A 16,822-nucleotide genomic window follows, 5' to 3' on the forward strand; every position below is an offset into this window, starting at 1 on the left:
AGCTCCGCGCGGATGTCGGTTGCTCCACCTGCGCCAATCGGCGTATCACCCCAAAGGGCTCCGGTTCCGGCTGGATGAAACTTCAGTGGCAGGTCACCGCGAACAGACCCGCCGGCGCGGCGTGTGACGCGGCCACCCGCCCGAGGCGGGAGCCGGAGGCGAACGCCGAGACATGAAGCGCGCGTGGAACGCGCCCCGTCATGGAAGCACCATGATCACCAGCCTTGCGGCGGCTTGATTGCGCGGGCGCGTTCGCGGCGCAAGCCGAGCTGGCGTTCGCGCAGGATGATGATGAGCCCCGCAAGAATGACCAGCCCCGCCCCGAGCAGCATCGGCAGGGTGGGCACCTCGTCGAAAACGACATACCCGATGACCAGCGCGAACAGCATCGACGCGTAATCGAACGGCGCGATGACGCTGGCATCCGCGAACCGGTAGCACGAGGTGAGGAATATCTGCGCCATGCCGCCGAGCAGTCCTGCGAGAACCAGCCAGAGTGTCTCGTTGGCGCCGGGGATCGTCCAGCCGAAAGGCACTGTCAGCAGCGAAAGCAGCGTCGAGGTGAGCGAGAAATAGAAGACGATCGCGCTGGTCTGTTCGGTCTGGACGAGCTTGCGGATGTAGATCTGCGCCAGCGCCGCGCAGGTCGCGCCCAGCAGGACCATGATGGCGCCCACCGCCTCGCCCGTCTGCACCGTGGCGCCAGACAGCGTGGTGAGCCGCGGCGCCAGCACGATCAGCACCCCGGCAAAGCCCAGCGCCACCGCACCGATGCGGAACAGGCCGACTTTCTCGTCGAGGAACATCGCGGCGAAGACGACCACCAGCAGCGGGGCGGTATAGCTCAGGGCCGTGACCTCCGGCAGCGGCAACAGCCCCAGCCCGGCGAACATCAGCCCCATGGCCGTCGTCCCCACCACGCCGCGCCAGAAATGCCCCATCGGGGATTCGACACGCAGCCCCGTTCGCAGGTCGCCCCGCATCCAGAGCCAGCCAAGGATCACCGGGATGGCCAGCAACGAGCGGAAGAACACCGCCTCGCCCGGCGGCACGGAGTCCGACGCCGCCTTGATCAGCGACGACATGACGATGAACAGGATGACGGCGCAGAGTTTCAGGGCAATGCCCTTGAGCGGGCGCATGGCACGGGCCTCCTTGGTCAGACTGATTGGCCTACGGGGCGTGAAAGGTCAATCGCGGGTCTTGCAAATCCGGCACGGGCCTTGGCAAATGCCTCCATGGCTTATGACACGAACCACCTGATCCACCGCCTTGCCGCCGCCGGGGCGCGCGACAGGGTTTTTGCACGCCGCCCCGGACGGCCCGAGGTGACCTATGGCGCGCTTTTCACCGGGGCGGAGCGCATGGCCGCGGCGCTGTGCCGTGGCGGTCTGCAGCCCGGTGACAGGGTGGCGGTGCAGGTCGAAAAATCGCTCGACGCGCTGGAGCTTTATCTGGGCACGGTGATGGCCGGCGGCGTGTTTCTGCCGCTCAACACCGCGTACACGGATTCGGAGATGGCCTATTTCATCGAGGATGCCGCGCCGCGGATCGTGATCTGCGACCCGGCGCGCCGCGCGGGGATCGCGCGGCTTGCGGGCGATGCCACCCTGTTCACGCTCGCCGGCGACGGCAGCGGCACGATGGCCGATGCGGCCGCGCGAGAAGACGGGTTCACCGCGCGTCACCGGGACGGCGACGACCTTGCCGCGATCCTTTACACCTCGGGCACGACAGGCCGCTCCAAGGGGGCGATGCTCAGCCATGCCAACCTGGCCGCCAATTCCGAAACGCTGCGCGAGGTCTGGCGCTTCACGCGCGATGACGTGCTGATACACGCCTTGCCCATATTTCACACCCACGGCCTGTTCGTGGCGACCAACGTGGCATTGCTGGCGGGCGCCGCCATTCACTTCCTGCCGCGCTTCGATGCCGATGCGATCATCGCGGCCATGCCCACGGCCACCGCGCTCATGGGGGTGCCCACCTTCTATACCCGGTTGCTGGATCACCCCGGCCTGACACGGGAAAGCGCGGCGACCATGCGCCTTTTCATTTCCGGCTCGGCGCCGTTGCTTGTCGACACGCATGAGCGCTGGCAAGCGCGGACCGGCCATCGCATCCTCGAACGCTACGGCATGACCGAGACCAACATGACCACATCGAACCCTTACGACGGAGAGCGCCGCGCCGGCACTGTCGGCGTCCCGCTGCCCGGCGTGGAGATCCGCGTGATGCGCGACGGCGCCGAGGTGCCGCGGGGCGAGATCGGCGTGCTGGAGGTGCGCGGCCCCAACGTGTTCCGGGGTTACTGGCAGATGCCGGAAAAGACCGCGGAGGAACTGCGCGCGGACGGGTGGTTCATCACCGGCGATCAGGCATTCGTGGATGCGGACGGTTATGTCACGATCGTCGGACGGGAGAAGGACATGATCATCACCGGCGGCTTCAACGTGTACCCCAAGGAGGTGGAAAGCGCCATCGACGCGCTTTCCGACGTGCGCGAATCCGCGGTCATCGGTGTGCCGCATCCCGATTTCGGCGAAGCGGTGGTGGCTGTCGTCGTGCCCACCTCCGCCGCCCTTACCACCGAGGCGATCACCGACGCGCTGTCAGGTGAGCTGGCGCGGTTCAAGCAGCCGAAAACGATCATCCTTGAACAGGAATTGCCCCGAAACACCATGGGCAAGGTTCAGAAGAAGGCGCTGCGCGAGGCGCATCGCGGCCTCTTTTCCTGAATCGAAGTGATCCGGACAGGCGGCAGCCGCGTACCCGAGTAAACCGGAGGTCACCATGCGTATCCTGAGCACACTCATCGCGATCCTGTTCGCCCTGCCTGCCGCCGCGCTCGACCTGGACACGCCTTTCCAGAACATAGACGGCGGCGAACTGAAGCTGTCGGATTGGCGCGGTCAGCCCGTTCTGGTGGTCAACACAGCGTCGCGCTGCGGCTTTACTGGCCAGTACGAAGGGCTGCAGGCCCTCCACGAGAAATACAGCGCGCGCGGCCTTGTCGTGCTGGCGGTCCCGTCCGACGATTTCAGGCAGGAACTGGACAAGGCCGAGGACGTCAAGGAATTCTGCGAGCTCAACTACGGCATCACCCTGCCGATGACGGGCATCACCTCGGTGCGCGGCCCCGGGGCACATCCGTTCTACCGGTCCGTGGCCGACGAGGCCGGCTTCAGCCCGAGCTGGAATTTCAACAAGATACTGATCGGCCCGGACGGCACCGTCGCCGACACTTTCGGCTCCGTCGTGCGGCCGCTTTCCGGGCGTATCACGGCGCAGGTCGAGACGATGCTGAACAACAGCGCTAACGCCCGGAACTGAGCAGGTTCGAGCCGCCGGTGTCCCGGCTGGGCGTCACGCCGAAGGCCTTGCGGTAACTTTTCGAGAAATGTGACGGCGCCTTGAACCCGCACAGAACGCAGACATCCGTCAATGACAGGTCGGTTTGCACCAGCAGGTTCCGGGCCCGTTCCAGCCGCAAGCCAAGATAGTATTTCTTGGGCGACGTGCCCATGTACCGGGCGAAAAGCCGTTCGAGCTGCCGCCCCGACATGCCCACCGCGCGAGCGATCTCGGCCGGGGGCATCGGGTCTTCGAGGTTGCTGTTCATGATCTCGACGGCCAGCAGCAGCTTGGAATTCCGCACGCCCATCCGGTCGGCCACCGACAGGCGCTGCGCATGGCTTTCGGTGCGCGGTGTCGTGTAGACCATCTGGTCGGCCACCCATTCGGCCAGTTCCGCCCCGTAATCGCCCCGGATACGGTCAAGCATCAGGTCCATAGACGACGCGCTGCCGGCACAGGTGAACACGCGGCCATCCACGGTATAGACCGATTCCTGAACGTCGATATCCGGGTAAAGCTCGGCCAGCGCGGTGACGTATTCCCAATGCGTCGTGACCCGCTTGCCGCCCAGCAGCCCCGCCATCGCCAGCGTGAAGGTGCCGCTGCTGATCGCACCGAAATCCATGCCCTTTCGCGTCTCCCGCCGGAGCCAGCCCAGCACCTTGCGGCTGCTGCCCGCCATCGCGTCAACGCCGGCGCACACGATCAGGGTGTCACGTCGGCCCACGTCCATCAGCCCCGCATCCACCCCGATGCGCATGCCGTTCCATGCCGTTACCGGCTCGCCGTCCTCGCTCAGGATCAGCCAGTCGTAATACCGCCGCCGCCCGCCGGCAAATCGATTGGCCAGTGACAGCGCCTCCTGCGCGCAGGTCAGACCCAGCGACGAAAAGCCGGGCACGAGCAGGAAAACGTATCGCTTCGGCTCCTCGGTCTGTGCCATGTGCGCCTCTCTTCGCGTGGCGATCAGCATGTCGTCGTCGCGCGACGGCGGCCGGAAAGCAAGCCCTTTCCGCGGTCCACGCCGCGCGGCCCGGCCCCTCGATGCGCCCGGGGTCAATCGCGCGAACCGGCCTTCGCGCTAGGCCCAGTCCATCACCACCTTGCCCGATTCGCCCGACATCATCGCGGCGAACCCGGCTTCGAAATCGTCGATCCCGATGCGGTGCGTGATCAGCCCGGACACATCCAGCCCGGACTGGACCAGCGCGATCATCTTGTACCATGTCTCGTACATCTCGCGGCCATAAATGCCCTTGATATGCAGCATCCTGAAAATCACCGTGTTCCAGTCCACCGGGAAGGCCGTCGGCGCGATGCCCAGCAGGGCCAACCTGCCCCCGTTGTTCATCCGCGCGATCATCTGCTGCATGGCGGCGCTCGCCCCCGACATCTCCAGCCCGACGTCGAACCCCTCGGTCATGCCGATCGCGTCCATCACGTCGCGCAGCGTCTCGGTCGAGACATCCACCACGTGCTGCACGCCCATCTTCCGCGCGAGCGCGAGGCGGCAGGGGTTGATGTCGGTGATCACCACCTTGCGCGCCCCGGCGCGCTGCGCCACCAGCGCCCCCATGATCCCGATGGGCCCCGCGCCCGTCACCAGCACGTCCTCGCCCACCAGATCAAAGCTCAGCGCGGTATGCACCGCGTTGCCCAACGGGTCGAATATCGCCGCGATCTCGTCGGGGATGTCATCGGGGATGGGCACGACGTTGCTCTCGGGAATGCACAGGTACTCGGCGAAACTGCCGGGCCGGTTCACCCCCACACCCTGCGTGTTGCGGCACAGGTGCCCGCGGCCCGCGCGGCAGTTGCGGCAGGCCCCGCAAACGACATGCCCTTCGCCCGACACGCGCTGGCCGATGCTGTACTTGGTCGCCGCCGCGCCCGTCCCCACGATCTCGCCGACGAACTCGTGGCCCACAACCATCGGCACCGGCACGGTTTTCGCGCTGAACGCGTCCCACTTCCAGATGTGGACATCGGTACCGCAGATGGCCGATTTGCGCACCTTGATCAGCACGTCCGACGGCCCCGGCGCGGGGACCGCCACGCGCTCCATCCACAGCCCCGGCTCCGGCTTCGCCTTCACGAGCGCCTTCATCAGGTCCGCCATCAGATCACCTCCAGTTCGCGACCCACCTCCTCGAAGGCGGCAATCGCACGGTCCAGCAGCTCGCGGCTCAACCCGGCGCTCATCTGGGTGCGGATGCGGTCCTGCCCCTTGGGCACCACCGGGTAGCTGAACGCGGTCACGTAAACGCCCCGCTCGCCCAGCCGCGCCGCCATTTCCTGCGCCAGTTTCGGGTCACGCAGCATGACGGGGATGATCGCGTGCTCGCCGGGCAAAAGCTCGAATCCCAGCCGGCCCATGCTGTCGCGGAAATGCGCGGCATTGTCCCACAGCCGCGCGCGCAACGCGTCGCCGCGCGCCTCCAGCAGGTCGAACACCGACAGCGATGCGGCCGCGATCACCGGCGCCAGCGTGTTCGAGAAAAGATAGGGGCGCGACCGCTGCCGCAGCCAGTCCACCACCGGCGCGCTCGCCGCGGTGTACCCGCCCGAGGCGCCACCCAGCGCCTTGCCCAGCGTGCCGGTCAGGATATCCACCCGGCCCATGACCCCGCAATGTTCGTGGCTGCCGCGCCCCGTCGCCCCGACGAACCCGGTGGCGTGGCAGTCATCCACCATCACCATCGCGTCGTAGCGGTCGGCAAGGTCGCAGATCTCGGCCAGCCGGGCATGGTAGCCGTCCATCGAGAACACGCCGTCGGTGGCGATCAGCCGGTGCCGCGCGCCCCGGGCCGCCCGCAGGCACTGCTCCAGCTCCGCCATGTCGGAATTGGCATAACGCAGCCGCTGCGCCCTGCACAGGCGAACCCCGTCGATGATGCTGGCATGGTTCAACGCGTCGCTGATGATCGCGTCCTCGGGGCCCAGAAGCGTCTCGAACAGGCCCGCATTCGCATCGAAGGCCGCCGCGTACAGGATCGAGTCCGCCTTGCCGAGAAACCCGGCGATCCGCGCTTCGAGCGCCTTGTGCTCCTCCTGCGTGCCACAGATGAACCGCACGCTGGCCATCCCGAACCCGTAGCGATCCAGCGCCGCCTGCGCCGCGCGGATGATCTCGGGATCGTCGGCCAGACCGAGGTAATTGTTGGCGCACAGGTTCACCACCTCGCGCCCGTCCGCCAGAGTCACCACGCCGGTCTGCCGGCTGGTGATGATCCGCTCGGTCTTGTAAAGCCCCTCGTCGCGCAACGCGTCCAGCCATCCGGCGATATCCGCGTCGAACCTTTCGGATGCCCGCATTGTCACCCCTCCCGTGCCGGTTCGGGCCCGCGTCGGGATCATCGCCCCGCTTCCCGGCCGCCCTACCCAGTCATCCCCCTTGGCATGACCGGAAACTTGTCAGTTCGCGACAGGTTTTGTCGCGTTACGCGGCCCGCCGTGCGAACCGCCGGCCGCGCACCCGTCCCGCGTCGGGACAGGTGCCGCCCGCATCCACACCCAGCGTTATTGCCGTGCCTGTCGCGCCTCAGCCGGTATGCCGGCGTGCCGGGTCCAGCGGGCCTGCCGGCTCAGTCCATCCCGCTTGCGTCATCGCCGAGACGCGCCACCGCCCAGCGCGCCGCGTCCGCCACCGCCGGGTCGGGATCCTCGCACAAGCCTTGCGCGACACCCCGCAGCCGCTCCAGCCCCGAATTGCCGATGGCGTACAGCACGTTGCGCACGAAACGGTCACGCCCGATCCGCTTGATCGGACTGCCCGAGAACATCTCGCGAAACCCCGCATCGTCCAGCACGGCCAGCGCGGCAAGGTCCGGCGCCACCAGGTCATCCCGGGCATGGTAGCGCTGGTCACGCGCGGCGACGGCGAACTTGTTCCACGGGCAGACGGCAAGGCAATCGTCACACCCGTAGATCCGGTTGCCCATCCCCTCCCGCAGTTCCTCGTCCACCGGCCCCTTGTGCTCGATCGTCAGATAGGAAATGCAGCGCCGCGCATCCAGTTGATAGGGCGCCGGAAACGCGTCCGTCGGGCAGACGTCAAGGCACGCCCGGCACGATCCGCAATGATCGCTTTCGGCCGGGTCGGTCTCCAGGTCCAGCGTCGTGAAAACCGACCCGATGAAGAACCAGCTGCCCAGCTCGCGGCTCACGAGGTTGGTGTGCTTGCCCTGCCAGCCAAGCCCGGCCGCCTGCGCCAGCGGCTTTTCCGGCACCGGCGCGGTATCGACGAAAACCTTCACCTCCCCGCCCGCTTCCGCGATCAGCCAGCGCGCCAGCCGCTTCAGCCGTTTCTTGACGATGTCGTGATAGTCCCGGTTGCGCGCATAGACCGACACGGTACCCGCGTCTGCCCGCGCCAGCGTCGCCATCGGGTCCTCGCGGGGGGTGTAGCTTTCACCCAGCATGATCACCGTGCGCGCCTCGGGCCACAGCCTCTGCGGCGCCCCGCGCCAGTGGCTGCGTTCCGCCAGCCAGCCCATCTGCCCGTGATAGCCGCGCTCAAGGAAAGCCGCCAGGCGCGCCGGCACCGCGGGCACGTCCCATGGCCGGCACAGCCGGCACGCGTCGAACCCCTCTGCCCGTGCCTGCGCCACCAGTCTCTGTTTCAGCGCGTCCATGTTTCTTCTCGGTCCAAGTACCCCGGGGTGAATTGGCCGCAGGCCAAGAGGGGCAGCGCCCCTCTAGAAATCCAGGTCGGCATAATGTACCGGCGGCGGGAAACCGGGCACGTGATCGGCAAGTATCCCGCGGAAGGACGGGCGCGACTTGATCTTGGCATACCAGTCCTTGACCACGTCCGAGCGGTTCCAGTCCACGTCCGAGATATAATCGAGGCTCGACAGGTGCGCCGCCGCCGCGAAGTCGGCCAGCGTCATGACATCGCCCGCCAGCCAGCGCCGCCGGTCCAGCAACCACGCCATGTAATCGAGGTGATACTTGATCGCCTTCGCCCCCGCCTTGACGTTGCCGCTATCCGGGAAACCCTGTTTCATCACCTTCTTGTTCACCCGCTCGTACAGCAGTTTCGACGTGACCTCGTGATGGAACTTGTCGTCGAACCACGCCACCAGCCGGCGGACCTCGTAGCGCGCCTCGGCCCCCTTGGGCATCAGCGGGGGCTCGGGGTATTTCTCCTCGATATACTCGCAGATCGCCGTGCTTTCCGGCATGGTCAGCCCGTCCAGACGCAGGACCGGCACCTTGCCCGCCGGGTTGCGCCGCAGGAAATCGGTATCCTGCTCCCAGTAACGCTCCTCGGCCAGTTCGCACTCGATCTTCTTCTCGGCAAGGCTCAGGCGCACCTTGCGGCAGAAGGGCGACAACGGGACGTGGAACAGCTTGGCCATGGCGCGAACTCACCTTTTTCGGGGTACGCCCCTCAATGCACCCCAAGACGGCGCATTTCAATCCTCGAAACAGGCCGCGCGGCCATCGCGGCGGATGGTGGCCGCACCGTCCATGATCGCCGCGGCGCGCGTGCGCAGCCATGCGGACGGATTGGCGGCCGATCGCCCCTTGGGATCGGGCAGCAGCGCCGCCAGCCGCGCCGCCTGCACGGCGGTCAACTGCGACGCGTCGACATCGAAATATTGCCGCGCCGCCGCCGCCACGCCAAAGACGCCCGTGTCGAATTCCGCCACGTTCAGGTAGACCTCGACGATCCGCCGCTTCGGCCACAGCGCCTCGACCACCGGGGTGATCAGGGCCTCCAGCGCCTTGCGCAGCCAGCTGCGCCCGTGCCACAGGTAGACGTTCTTGACCACCTGCTGGCTCAGGGTCGAGGCGCCGCGCACCGCCCCGTCCTCGATCGCGTTGCGGATCGCGGCCATGTCGAATCCCCAGTGGCGGCAGAAATTGGCGTCCTCGGCGGCCACGACCGCGCGGGCCATCACCGGCGCCACGGCATCCAGCGGCACCCATTCATGCGTTATCCCGTCCAGCCGGCGCGCTTCCTGCCGCATGTACAGCGTGTCCGGCGGGGGAAACTGCCGGTGCGCCGCGATCACGAGGATCGCCACCGCGACCACCGCAAGTAGCAGCCTGCCCCCCCACCGCCAGAGCCAGCGAAAGGGGCGGAAACGGAGTCGGCGCTTGCCGCCCTGCCGGGATTTGCCGCGTTTTGCCATCCCGACCAGCTATAGCGGCAAGGGAGGCCGGACAAAACCCGCGCCGCGGCCGCGCTGCCGGCGGAACCGCCCGGTACCGGTCGGCCCGCGTTCGGCCGCGGACATGCCTACTCGGCCGGGACGGCCTCCTGCTCCAGCCCGAGCGGATGGTCGAGCTTGTCGAGCATTTCCCTGGGGCAGACCTGCAGGAAGTTCGCCCGTTCCATATCCCAGTATTGCAGGATGTCCCGCGCCTTGCGGCTGCCCGTCTCCGCGACATGGCGTTCCACCAGCGATTTCAGTTCGCTTTCCCAGTGCGCCGTGCGTACCGGGCACGTCACCAGCGATTCCATGTTGATCAGCTTGGCGGCGATGCCGTCGGGATCATGCAGGTAGGCCATGCCACCGGTCATCCCGGCGCCGAAATTTGCCCCGATTCTGCCAAGGATCACGGCCACCCCGCCGGTCATGTATTCGCAGCCGTTGCTGCCGCAGCCCTCGATCACGACATGCGCCCCGGAATTGCGCACCGCGAACCGTTCGCCCGCGCGGCCCGCCGCGAACAGGTGACCGCCCGTCGCGCCGTATAGCACCGTGTTGCCGATGATCGTGTTGTCGGCCGCGGTCAGCGGGCTCATCTGCGGCGGTCGCACCACGACGGTGCCGCCCGACAGCCCCTTGCCCACGTAATCGTTGGCATCGCCCGACACCTCGATCTTCAGCCCCGGCGCGGCAAAGGCGCCCAGGCTCTGGCCCGCGCTGCCGGTCAGCTTCACCGTCAGGTGGTCGGGTTGCAGCGCGTTGCGCATCCCGAAATTGCGGACGATGTGGCTGGATACGCGCGTGCCCACGGTGCGGTCGGTATTCTGCACGGCGTAATGCAGCTGCATCTTCTCGCCGTCGTTCAGGAAACGCGCCGCGTCCCGCACGATCTCGGCGTCCAGCGTGTCGGGCACCTCGTTGCGCGGCTTGTCCCGGTCATAGGTGATGCGCTGCGCCCCGTCCACGGTGATCAGCATCGGGTTCAGGTCCAGATCGTCCAGATGGGCACTGCCCCGGCTGACCTGCGTCAGCAGGTCGGCCCGGCCGATCACCTCGTCAAGGCTGCGCGCCCCGATGCTCGCGAGGACCTCGCGGATTTCCTGCGCGTAGAAGGTGATCAGGTTCACCACCTTCTCGGCATTGCCCGTGAACTTGTCGCGCAGTTCAGGGTCCTGCGTGCAGACACCGACCGGGCAGGTGTTCGACTGGCACTGGCGCACCATGATGCAGCCCATCGAGATCAGCGCGGCGGTGCCGATGCCGTATTCCTCGGCCCCCATCATCGCGGCCATCACCACGTCGCGGCCGGTGCGCAGCCCGCCATCGGTGCGCAGCGTGATACGGTCGCGCAGGTTGTTCATGGCCATCACCTGGTGCGCCTCGGTCACGCCCATTTCCCACGGCAGGCCGGCATACTTGATGCTGGTCGCCGGGCTGGCCCCGGTGCCCCCGTTGTGACCCGAGATCAGGATCACGTCGGCCTTGGCCTTGGCCACGCCCGCGGCGATGGTCCCCACCCCCGACTGGGCCACCAGCTTCACGCAGACCTTCACGCGCGGATTGATCTGCTTGAGGTCGTAGATGAGCTGCGCGAGATCCTCGATCGAGTAGATGTCGTGGTGCGGCGGCGGCGAGATCAGCGTCACGCCCGGCGTCGAATGGCGCAGCCGCGCGATCAGTTCGGTCACCTTCATCCCCGGCAGCTGGCCCCCCTCGCCGGGCTTGGCGCCCTGCGCGACCTTGATTTCCAGCTCCTCGCACCGGTTGAGGTATTCCGCCGTCACGCCGAACCGGCCCGACGCCACCTGCTTGATCTTGGCCGACGGGTTGTCGCCGTTGGCATCAGGGTGGAAATGCGCCGGGTCCTCGCCGCCCTCGCCGCTGTCGCTGCGCGCGCCGATGCGGTTCATCGCGACGTTCAGGGTCTTGTGGGCCTCCGGGCTCAGCGCGCCAAGGCTCATGCCCGGGGTCACGAAACGCTTGCGGATGGCCGTCACGCTCTCGACCTCTTCCAGCGGGATCGCCGATCCCAGCGGCTTGATCGCCATCAGGTCCCGCAAGTGGATGGGCGGGCTGGCCTGCATCGCCTTGCTGTAGCGCTGCCAGAGCGCGTAGCTGGCATTGTTGCAGGCCATCTGCATCATGTGCATCGTCTGCGCGCCCCAGGCGTGGCTTTCACCGCTGGTTCGCGCCTTGTAGAAGCCGCCGATCGGCAGGATATCCGCCCCGCCGCCGCTGCCGAAGGCCCGGGCGTGCACCTCTTCCAGCTTGGTCTGGATGCCGCTCACGCCGATCCCCGAGATGCGGCTCGTCAGGCCGGGGAAATACTCCGCGCACATGGCCCGGCTCAGGCCCACCGCCTCGAAGTTCAGCCCCCCGCGATAGGACGAGATCACGCTGATCCCCATCTTGGACATGATCTTGAGCAGGCCCTGGTCGATCGCCAGACGGTACCGCGCCATGTTCTCGGTCAGGCTGCCGTCAAGCAGGCCGCGCCGGATACGGTCGGCCAGCGAATCCTCGGCAAGGTAGGCATTGACCACCGTGGCGCCCGCGCCGATCAGCACGGCGAAGTAATGCGGGTCGATGCATTCGGCACTGCGCACGTCGAGGCTGCAGAAGGTCCGCAGGCCCTTGCGCGTCAGGTGGCTGTGCACCGCGCTGGTGGCAAGGATCATCGGCATGCCGACACGCGCCTCCCCGAGGTGCTGATCGGTCAGCACCAGATGCCCCGAGCCCGAGCGCACGGCGTCCTCGGCCTCGGCGCGGATACGCTCCAGCCCCCGCTGCAGGGCGCCCGGCCCGGACTCGAAGGTGCAGTCGATCTCGGTCACGGCATCCTTGAAATGCCGGATCAGCTCCTGCCACTGGGCGTTGCCCACGAAGGGGCTTTCCAGCACGAGGATCGCGGTCTGCGTGCTGCTTTCGTCCAGCACGTTCTTGAGGTTGCCGAACCGCGTCTTGAGGCTCATGACCCGGAATTCGCGCAGCGAATCGATGGGCGGGTTCGTGACCTGGCTGAAATTCTGCCGGAAATAATGGCTCAGCGGGCGATACTTCTTGGACAGGACCGCGCTCGGCGTGTCGTCGCCCATGCTGGCCACCGCTTCCTTGCCGTCCTCCGCCATCGGCGCAAGGATGCTTTCCAGCTCTTCCATGCTGTAGCCGGCGGCGATCTGGCGGCGGCGCAGTTCCTCGCCCTCGAACATGGGCGCTTCCGTCACGCCGGCCAGCTTCTCGTCAAGGTCGTTGATCTTGCCGACCCAATCCCCGAAGGGCAGCGCGCGCGCCAGCTTGTCCTTGATCTCGGTGTCGTGGAAAAGCAGCCCCTTGCGCATGTCCACCGCCAGCATCTGGCCCGGGCCCAGCGCGCCCTTTTCCTTCACGCTCGTCTCGTCAATCGGGACCATGCCGGTTTCCGACCCGCAGATCACCAGCCCGTCGCCGGTCACGACATAGCGCATCGGGCGCAGCCCGTTGCGATCCATCCCGGCACAGACCCAGCGACCATCGGTCATCGCCAGCGCGGCGGGGCCGTCCCACGGCTCCATCACCGAATTGCAGTAGGAATACATGTCGCGCCACGCCTTGGGCAGTTCCTCGGCCTGCTTCGACCAGCTTTCGGGCACCAGCATGGTCTTGGCCATCGGCGCGCTGCGGCCCGCGCGCACCAGCACCTCGAACACGGCGTCCAGCGCCGCGCTGTCACTCGACCCGCCGGCGATGATCGGCTTGATGTCGTCGGCCATGTCCCCGAAGGCCGAGCTGGCCATGCGGATCTCGTGACTCTTGAGCCAGTTGATGTTGCCCTTGAGCGTGTTGATCTCGCCGTTATGGGCCAGCATCCGGAACGGCTGCGCCAGCCACCACTGCGGGAAGGTATTGGTCGAATACCGCTGGTGATAGATCGCGAAGGCGCTCTTGAACCGTTCATCCTGCAGGTCGGGATAGAATTCCGCGACCTGTTCGGCCAGCATCATCCCCTTGTAGATGATGCTTCGGCACGAGAGGCTGGCGATGTAGAGCCCGGCGATCCCGGCGGCCTGCGCGGCTTTCTCGATACGGCGCCGGATCACGTAAAGCTCACGCTCGAAATCCTCTTCCGCTATTCCCTTGTCGTTGGAAATAAGGATTTGCTCGATCTCGGGGCGCGTGGCGTTCGCCTTCTCGCCAAGGCAGGTGATATCCACCGGCACGTGGCGCCAGCCATAGATCGTGTGGCCCATCCGCAGCACTTCCGTTTCCACGATGGTCCGGCAGGTTTCCTGCGCGCCGAAATCGGTGCGCGGCAGAAAAACCTGCCCCACCGCGACAAGCTGGTCCTGCCGCGGTTCGTGCCCGGTCCGGCGAATCTGGTCATAGAAGAACGGCACGGGGATCTGCACATGGATGCCCGCCCCGTCGCCTGTCTTGCCATCGGCATCCACCGCGCCCCGGTGCCAGATCGCCTTGAGCGCGTCGATACCCGCCTCGACAACCTTGCGCGATGCCTTGCCATCCACCGAGACGACCAGCCCGACACCACAGGACGAATGTTCATCCTCGTGCGCATACATGCCGTTCTCGGCCATCCAGTTGCGCTTGGCCTCTTCCGCGGCGGCCCAGTCACGATCCAGTTTCGTCATGTCGGTTTACCCTTCCTTTACCCGGTGGGTCAGTGATTCTGTCATTTGGCGCCCTGCGGGGCGGAATCGCCACGGCCGCGATACCGTCGTGATACCGACGCGCTGCCGATCCCTGCTTTCATTCGGCCGCCAAGGCCGGCGCCCCGTTCAGGTAGTCAAGGATCGCCGCGGCGGAATCGCGCCCGTCGCGGATCGCCCAGACGACAAGCGACGCGCCGCGCACGATGTCCCCGACCGCGAAAACACCCTCCATCGCGGTCTGGCCCGTCGTGAACTCGGCCTTGACCGTGCCCCACCGCGTCACTTCCAGATCCTTCTGGTTCCACAGCGTGGGCAGGTCTTCGGCCTCGAACCCGAGCGCCTTGATCACCATGTCGGCGGGCTCTTCATGCTCCGCGTCCTCGATGGGTTCAGGGCTCTGGCGGCCGGTCGCATCGGGCGCGCCAAGGCGCATCTGCTGTACCCGGACACTGCTCACCGGGTCGCCCGCGAACCCCTTGGGCGCGCTGAGCCACTGGAAAGTCACGCCTTCCTCCTCGGCATTGGCGACCTCGCGCTGGCTGCCCGGCATGTTGTCGCGGTCCCGCCTGTACAGGCACGTGACCGACGTCGCGCCCTGCCGCACGGCGGTGCGCACGCAATCCATCGCGGTGTCGCCGCCACCGACGACCACGACGCGCTTGCCCTCGGCGCTCAGCTCCCCGCTGTCGAATTCCGGCACATCGTCGCCAAAGCTCTTGCGGTTCGACGCGGTCAGGAAGTCGATGGCGCGCACGATCCCCTGCGCGCCCGCGCCGGGGCCGGGCAGGTCGCGGCTCTTGTACACGCCCGTGGCGATCAGCACCGCGTCGTGCTTTGCGCGGATCTCGTCAAAGGTGATGTCGTGGCCCACGTCGCAATTCAACACGAATTCGACGCCGCCCTCTTCAAGCTGCTTGTTGCGGCGCATGACCACGTCCTTTTCCAGCTTGAAGCCCGGAATCCCGTAGGTCATCAGCCCGCCACCCCGGTCATACCGGTCATAGACGGTCACCTGCACGCCCGCGCGCCGCAAAACGTCCGCCGCCGACAGCCCGCCGGGACCGGCGCCGATGATGCCCACCGATTCGGGCCGGTCCCGCGCCGGGGTCAGCGGCGCGACCCAGCCCTTTTCCCACGCGGTGTCGGTGATGTACTTCTCGACCGCGCCGATCGTGACCGTGCCGTGGCTCGACTGCTCGATGACGCAGTTGCCCTCGCACAGCCGGTCCTGCGGGCATATGCGCCCACAGATTTCCGGGAAGGTGTTGGTCGCCTGGCTCAGCTCGTAGGCTTCCTGCAACCGTCCCTCGGCCGTCAGCCTTAGCCAGTCGGGAATGTTGTTGTGAAGCGGGCAATGGGTCTGGCAATATGGCACGCCGCACTGGCTGCACCGGCTGGCCTGTTCCTTTGCTTTTTCGTCAGCAAATTCGGCGTAGATCTCGTGAAAATCCTTGTTGCGCAAATCGGCTTCCCGCTTGTCGGGCATGTCGCGCTGGACGGTGACGAAATTCAACATCGATTGTTTGGCCACGGCAGACCTCCGCTTTCTGAGTCCCCGACTCCTTAAACGAAGCGCTCTCTGAATTAAAGTCAGTAATTATGACTTAATGCGAAATTATCTTCGCTACTACACGGCGCTTCGGTTGAAAGGCTCGCGTTTTTAGGTCCGATCCGGATTTAAATACATTCTTTCCACAGAATCTCAGTGATTTATAGCTGTTAAAAAGCATCTCGGGATGTCGTCCATGCCGCTTCTCCATCTGATTCTGGTTGCCATCGTCCAGGGCATCACCGAATTCCTGCCGATCTCCTCCTCGGGCCACCTTATTCTTCTGCCCAGGCTGAGCGGGCTGGCAGACCAGGGACAAGCGATCGATGTCGCCGTACATGTCGGCACGCTCGCCGCCGTGCTGCTCTATTTCAGGGCCGATATGGCACAGGCTTTCGCCGGGCTTCCGCGGCTAATCCTCGGACGCGCCGACACGCCGGGGGCGCGCCTGGCATTGCTCTTGCTCGTCGCCTCGGTGCCGGTTATCGCATTGGGCGTGCTTCTGGAACTCACCGGCCTGGACGAGTCGATGCGCTCGCTCACGGTCATCGGCTGGGCCACGCTTGTTTTCGGTATCCTGCTGTACTGGGCAGACCAGATGGGCAGATCGCGCAAGACGGCCGACGAGTGGAACATGCAGGATGCCATGGTCATCGGCGTCTGGCAGGCCATCGCCCTGATCCCGGGGACATCCCGCTCGGGCATCACGATCACCGGCGCGCGCTTCCTGGGCTACGGGCGCAGCGACGCAGCGCACGTCTCGATGCTGATGTCGGTCCCCACGATCATCGCCAGCGGCGTGTTCCTCGGGGGCGAGGCCGCGCTCGACGCCAAACTCGCACTCCTGCGTGACGGCGCCATTGCCGCCGTCTTCGCGTTCGTCGCCGCGCTTGTTGCGCTGAGCGTCATGATGCGGCTGTTGCGCACCATCAGCTTTACGCCCTACGTGCTCTACCGGATCGCTCTCGGGCTGGCCCTGCTGGCGATCGCGTATCTTTAACAGGCTGCTTCTGTGGTTGCCGCCCGTAGTGCAAGAAATTTCTGACCGTTCGAGCATGTGATCGAGTGCGAACTTCTGTGAGGCCTCAGTATGCGGCATTTTCAGA

At 66.3% G+C, this 16,822-nt stretch carries 12 protein-coding genes; 3 read left to right on the top strand and 9 right to left on the bottom strand.

What is annotated here, in order from left to right; translation table 11 throughout:
- Positions 1-215: 215 nt before the first annotated feature.
- Complete coding sequence (locus ACH107_RS22030; protein ID WP_412507642.1) at positions 216-1,142, bottom strand: DMT family transporter; 927 nt, start codon at positions 1,140-1,142, stop codon at positions 216-218.
- A 96-nt stretch (positions 1,143-1,238) separates the two neighbouring features.
- Between ACH107_RS22030 and ACH107_RS22035 the strand changes: the two genes are divergently transcribed.
- Positions 1,239-2,738 (top strand): malonate--CoA ligase, encoded by a 1,500-nt coding sequence (locus ACH107_RS22035; RefSeq protein WP_412507643.1) that lies wholly within the window; start codon positions 1,239-1,241, stop codon positions 2,736-2,738.
- A 55-nt stretch (positions 2,739-2,793) separates the two neighbouring features.
- A complete protein-coding gene (locus tag ACH107_RS22040; RefSeq protein ID WP_412507644.1) occupies positions 2,794-3,333 on the top strand; it encodes a glutathione peroxidase in 540 nt (179 codons plus the stop codon).
- On the opposite strand, the gene ACH107_RS22045 is transcribed toward ACH107_RS22040, so the two are convergent.
- The 8 genes from ACH107_RS22045 to ACH107_RS22080 all read right to left on the bottom strand — a co-directional run bounded on the left by ACH107_RS22045 (position 3,317) and on the right by ACH107_RS22080 (position 15,683).
- A complete protein-coding gene (locus tag ACH107_RS22045) occupies positions 3,317-4,300 on the bottom strand; it encodes a GlxA family transcriptional regulator (protein ID WP_412507645.1) in 984 nt (327 codons plus the stop codon). The genes ACH107_RS22040 and ACH107_RS22045 overlap by 17 nt on opposite strands.
- 138 nt (positions 4,301-4,438) lie before the next feature.
- Positions 4,439-5,464 carry an L-threonine 3-dehydrogenase gene (gene tdh / locus ACH107_RS22050; protein ID WP_412507652.1) on the bottom strand — a complete coding sequence of 342 codons (1,026 nt, stop codon included), beginning with the start codon at positions 5,462-5,464 and terminating at the stop codon, positions 4,439-4,441.
- Positions 5,465-5,475: 11 nt separating this feature from the next.
- Positions 5,476-6,672: a glycine C-acetyltransferase gene (locus tag ACH107_RS22055; protein WP_412507646.1), complete on the bottom strand. Its 1,197-nt coding sequence runs from the start codon at positions 6,670-6,672 to the stop codon at positions 5,476-5,478.
- 269 nt (positions 6,673-6,941) lie between these two features.
- A complete protein-coding gene (gene queG / locus ACH107_RS22060; protein ID WP_412507647.1) occupies positions 6,942-7,991 on the bottom strand; it encodes a tRNA epoxyqueuosine(34) reductase QueG in 1,050 nt (349 codons plus the stop codon).
- 63 nt (positions 7,992-8,054) lie between these two features.
- Positions 8,055-8,720 (bottom strand): glutathione S-transferase family protein, encoded by a 666-nt coding sequence (locus ACH107_RS22065; RefSeq protein WP_412507648.1) that lies wholly within the window; start codon positions 8,718-8,720, stop codon positions 8,055-8,057.
- A 57-nt stretch (positions 8,721-8,777) separates the two neighbouring features.
- Positions 8,778-9,500: a monofunctional biosynthetic peptidoglycan transglycosylase gene (gene mtgA / locus ACH107_RS22070; protein WP_412507649.1), complete on the bottom strand. Its 723-nt coding sequence runs from the start codon at positions 9,498-9,500 to the stop codon at positions 8,778-8,780.
- Positions 9,501-9,607: 107 nt separating this feature from the next.
- The gene (gene gltB, locus ACH107_RS22075) at positions 9,608-14,146 is read right to left on the bottom strand and encodes a glutamate synthase large subunit (protein WP_412507650.1); all 4,539 of its coding nucleotides are present in this window, start codon (positions 14,144-14,146) and stop codon (positions 9,608-9,610) included.
- Between the two features lie 118 nt (positions 14,147-14,264).
- Complete coding sequence (locus ACH107_RS22080) at positions 14,265-15,683, bottom strand: NAD(P)-dependent oxidoreductase (protein ID WP_412507653.1); 1,419 nt, start codon at positions 15,681-15,683, stop codon at positions 14,265-14,267.
- 229 nt (positions 15,684-15,912) lie between these two features.
- On the opposite strand from ACH107_RS22080, the gene ACH107_RS22085 reads away from it, so the two are divergent.
- Entirely contained in the window at positions 15,913-16,716 is an 804-nt protein-coding gene (locus ACH107_RS22085) for an undecaprenyl-diphosphate phosphatase (protein ID WP_412507651.1), read from the top strand.
- Positions 16,717-16,822: the final 106 nt, after the last annotated feature.

This window comes from Roseovarius halophilus (ex Wu et al. 2025), assembly GCF_047086965.1.

Coding starts and splice junctions, on each gene's coding strand:
- queG (WP_412507647.1), bottom strand. CDS start 7,991: ATGGACGCGCTGAAACAGAGACTGGTGGCGCAGGCACGGGCAGAGGGG.
- tdh (WP_412507652.1), bottom strand. CDS start 5,464: ATGAAGGCGCTCGTGAAGGCGAAGCCGGAGCCGGGGCTGTGGATGGAG.
- ACH107_RS22080 (WP_412507653.1), bottom strand. CDS start 15,683: ATGTTGAATTTCGTCACCGTCCAGCGCGACATGCCCGACAAGCGGGAA.
- ACH107_RS22085 (WP_412507651.1), top strand. CDS start 15,913: ATGCCGCTTCTCCATCTGATTCTGGTTGCCATCGTCCAGGGCATCACC.
- ACH107_RS22055 (WP_412507646.1), bottom strand. CDS start 6,672: ATGCGGGCATCCGAAAGGTTCGACGCGGATATCGCCGGATGGCTGGAC.
- ACH107_RS22035 (WP_412507643.1), top strand. CDS start 1,239: ATGGCTTATGACACGAACCACCTGATCCACCGCCTTGCCGCCGCCGGG.
- gltB (WP_412507650.1), bottom strand. CDS start 14,146: ATGACGAAACTGGATCGTGACTGGGCCGCCGCGGAAGAGGCCAAGCGC.
- ACH107_RS22065 (WP_412507648.1), bottom strand. CDS start 8,720: ATGGCCAAGCTGTTCCACGTCCCGTTGTCGCCCTTCTGCCGCAAGGTG.
- ACH107_RS22040 (WP_412507644.1), top strand. CDS start 2,794: ATGCGTATCCTGAGCACACTCATCGCGATCCTGTTCGCCCTGCCTGCC.
- mtgA (WP_412507649.1), bottom strand. CDS start 9,500: ATGGCAAAACGCGGCAAATCCCGGCAGGGCGGCAAGCGCCGACTCCGT.
- ACH107_RS22045 (WP_412507645.1), bottom strand. CDS start 4,300: ATGGCACAGACCGAGGAGCCGAAGCGATACGTTTTCCTGCTCGTGCCC.
- ACH107_RS22030 (WP_412507642.1), bottom strand. CDS start 1,142: ATGCGCCCGCTCAAGGGCATTGCCCTGAAACTCTGCGCCGTCATCCTG.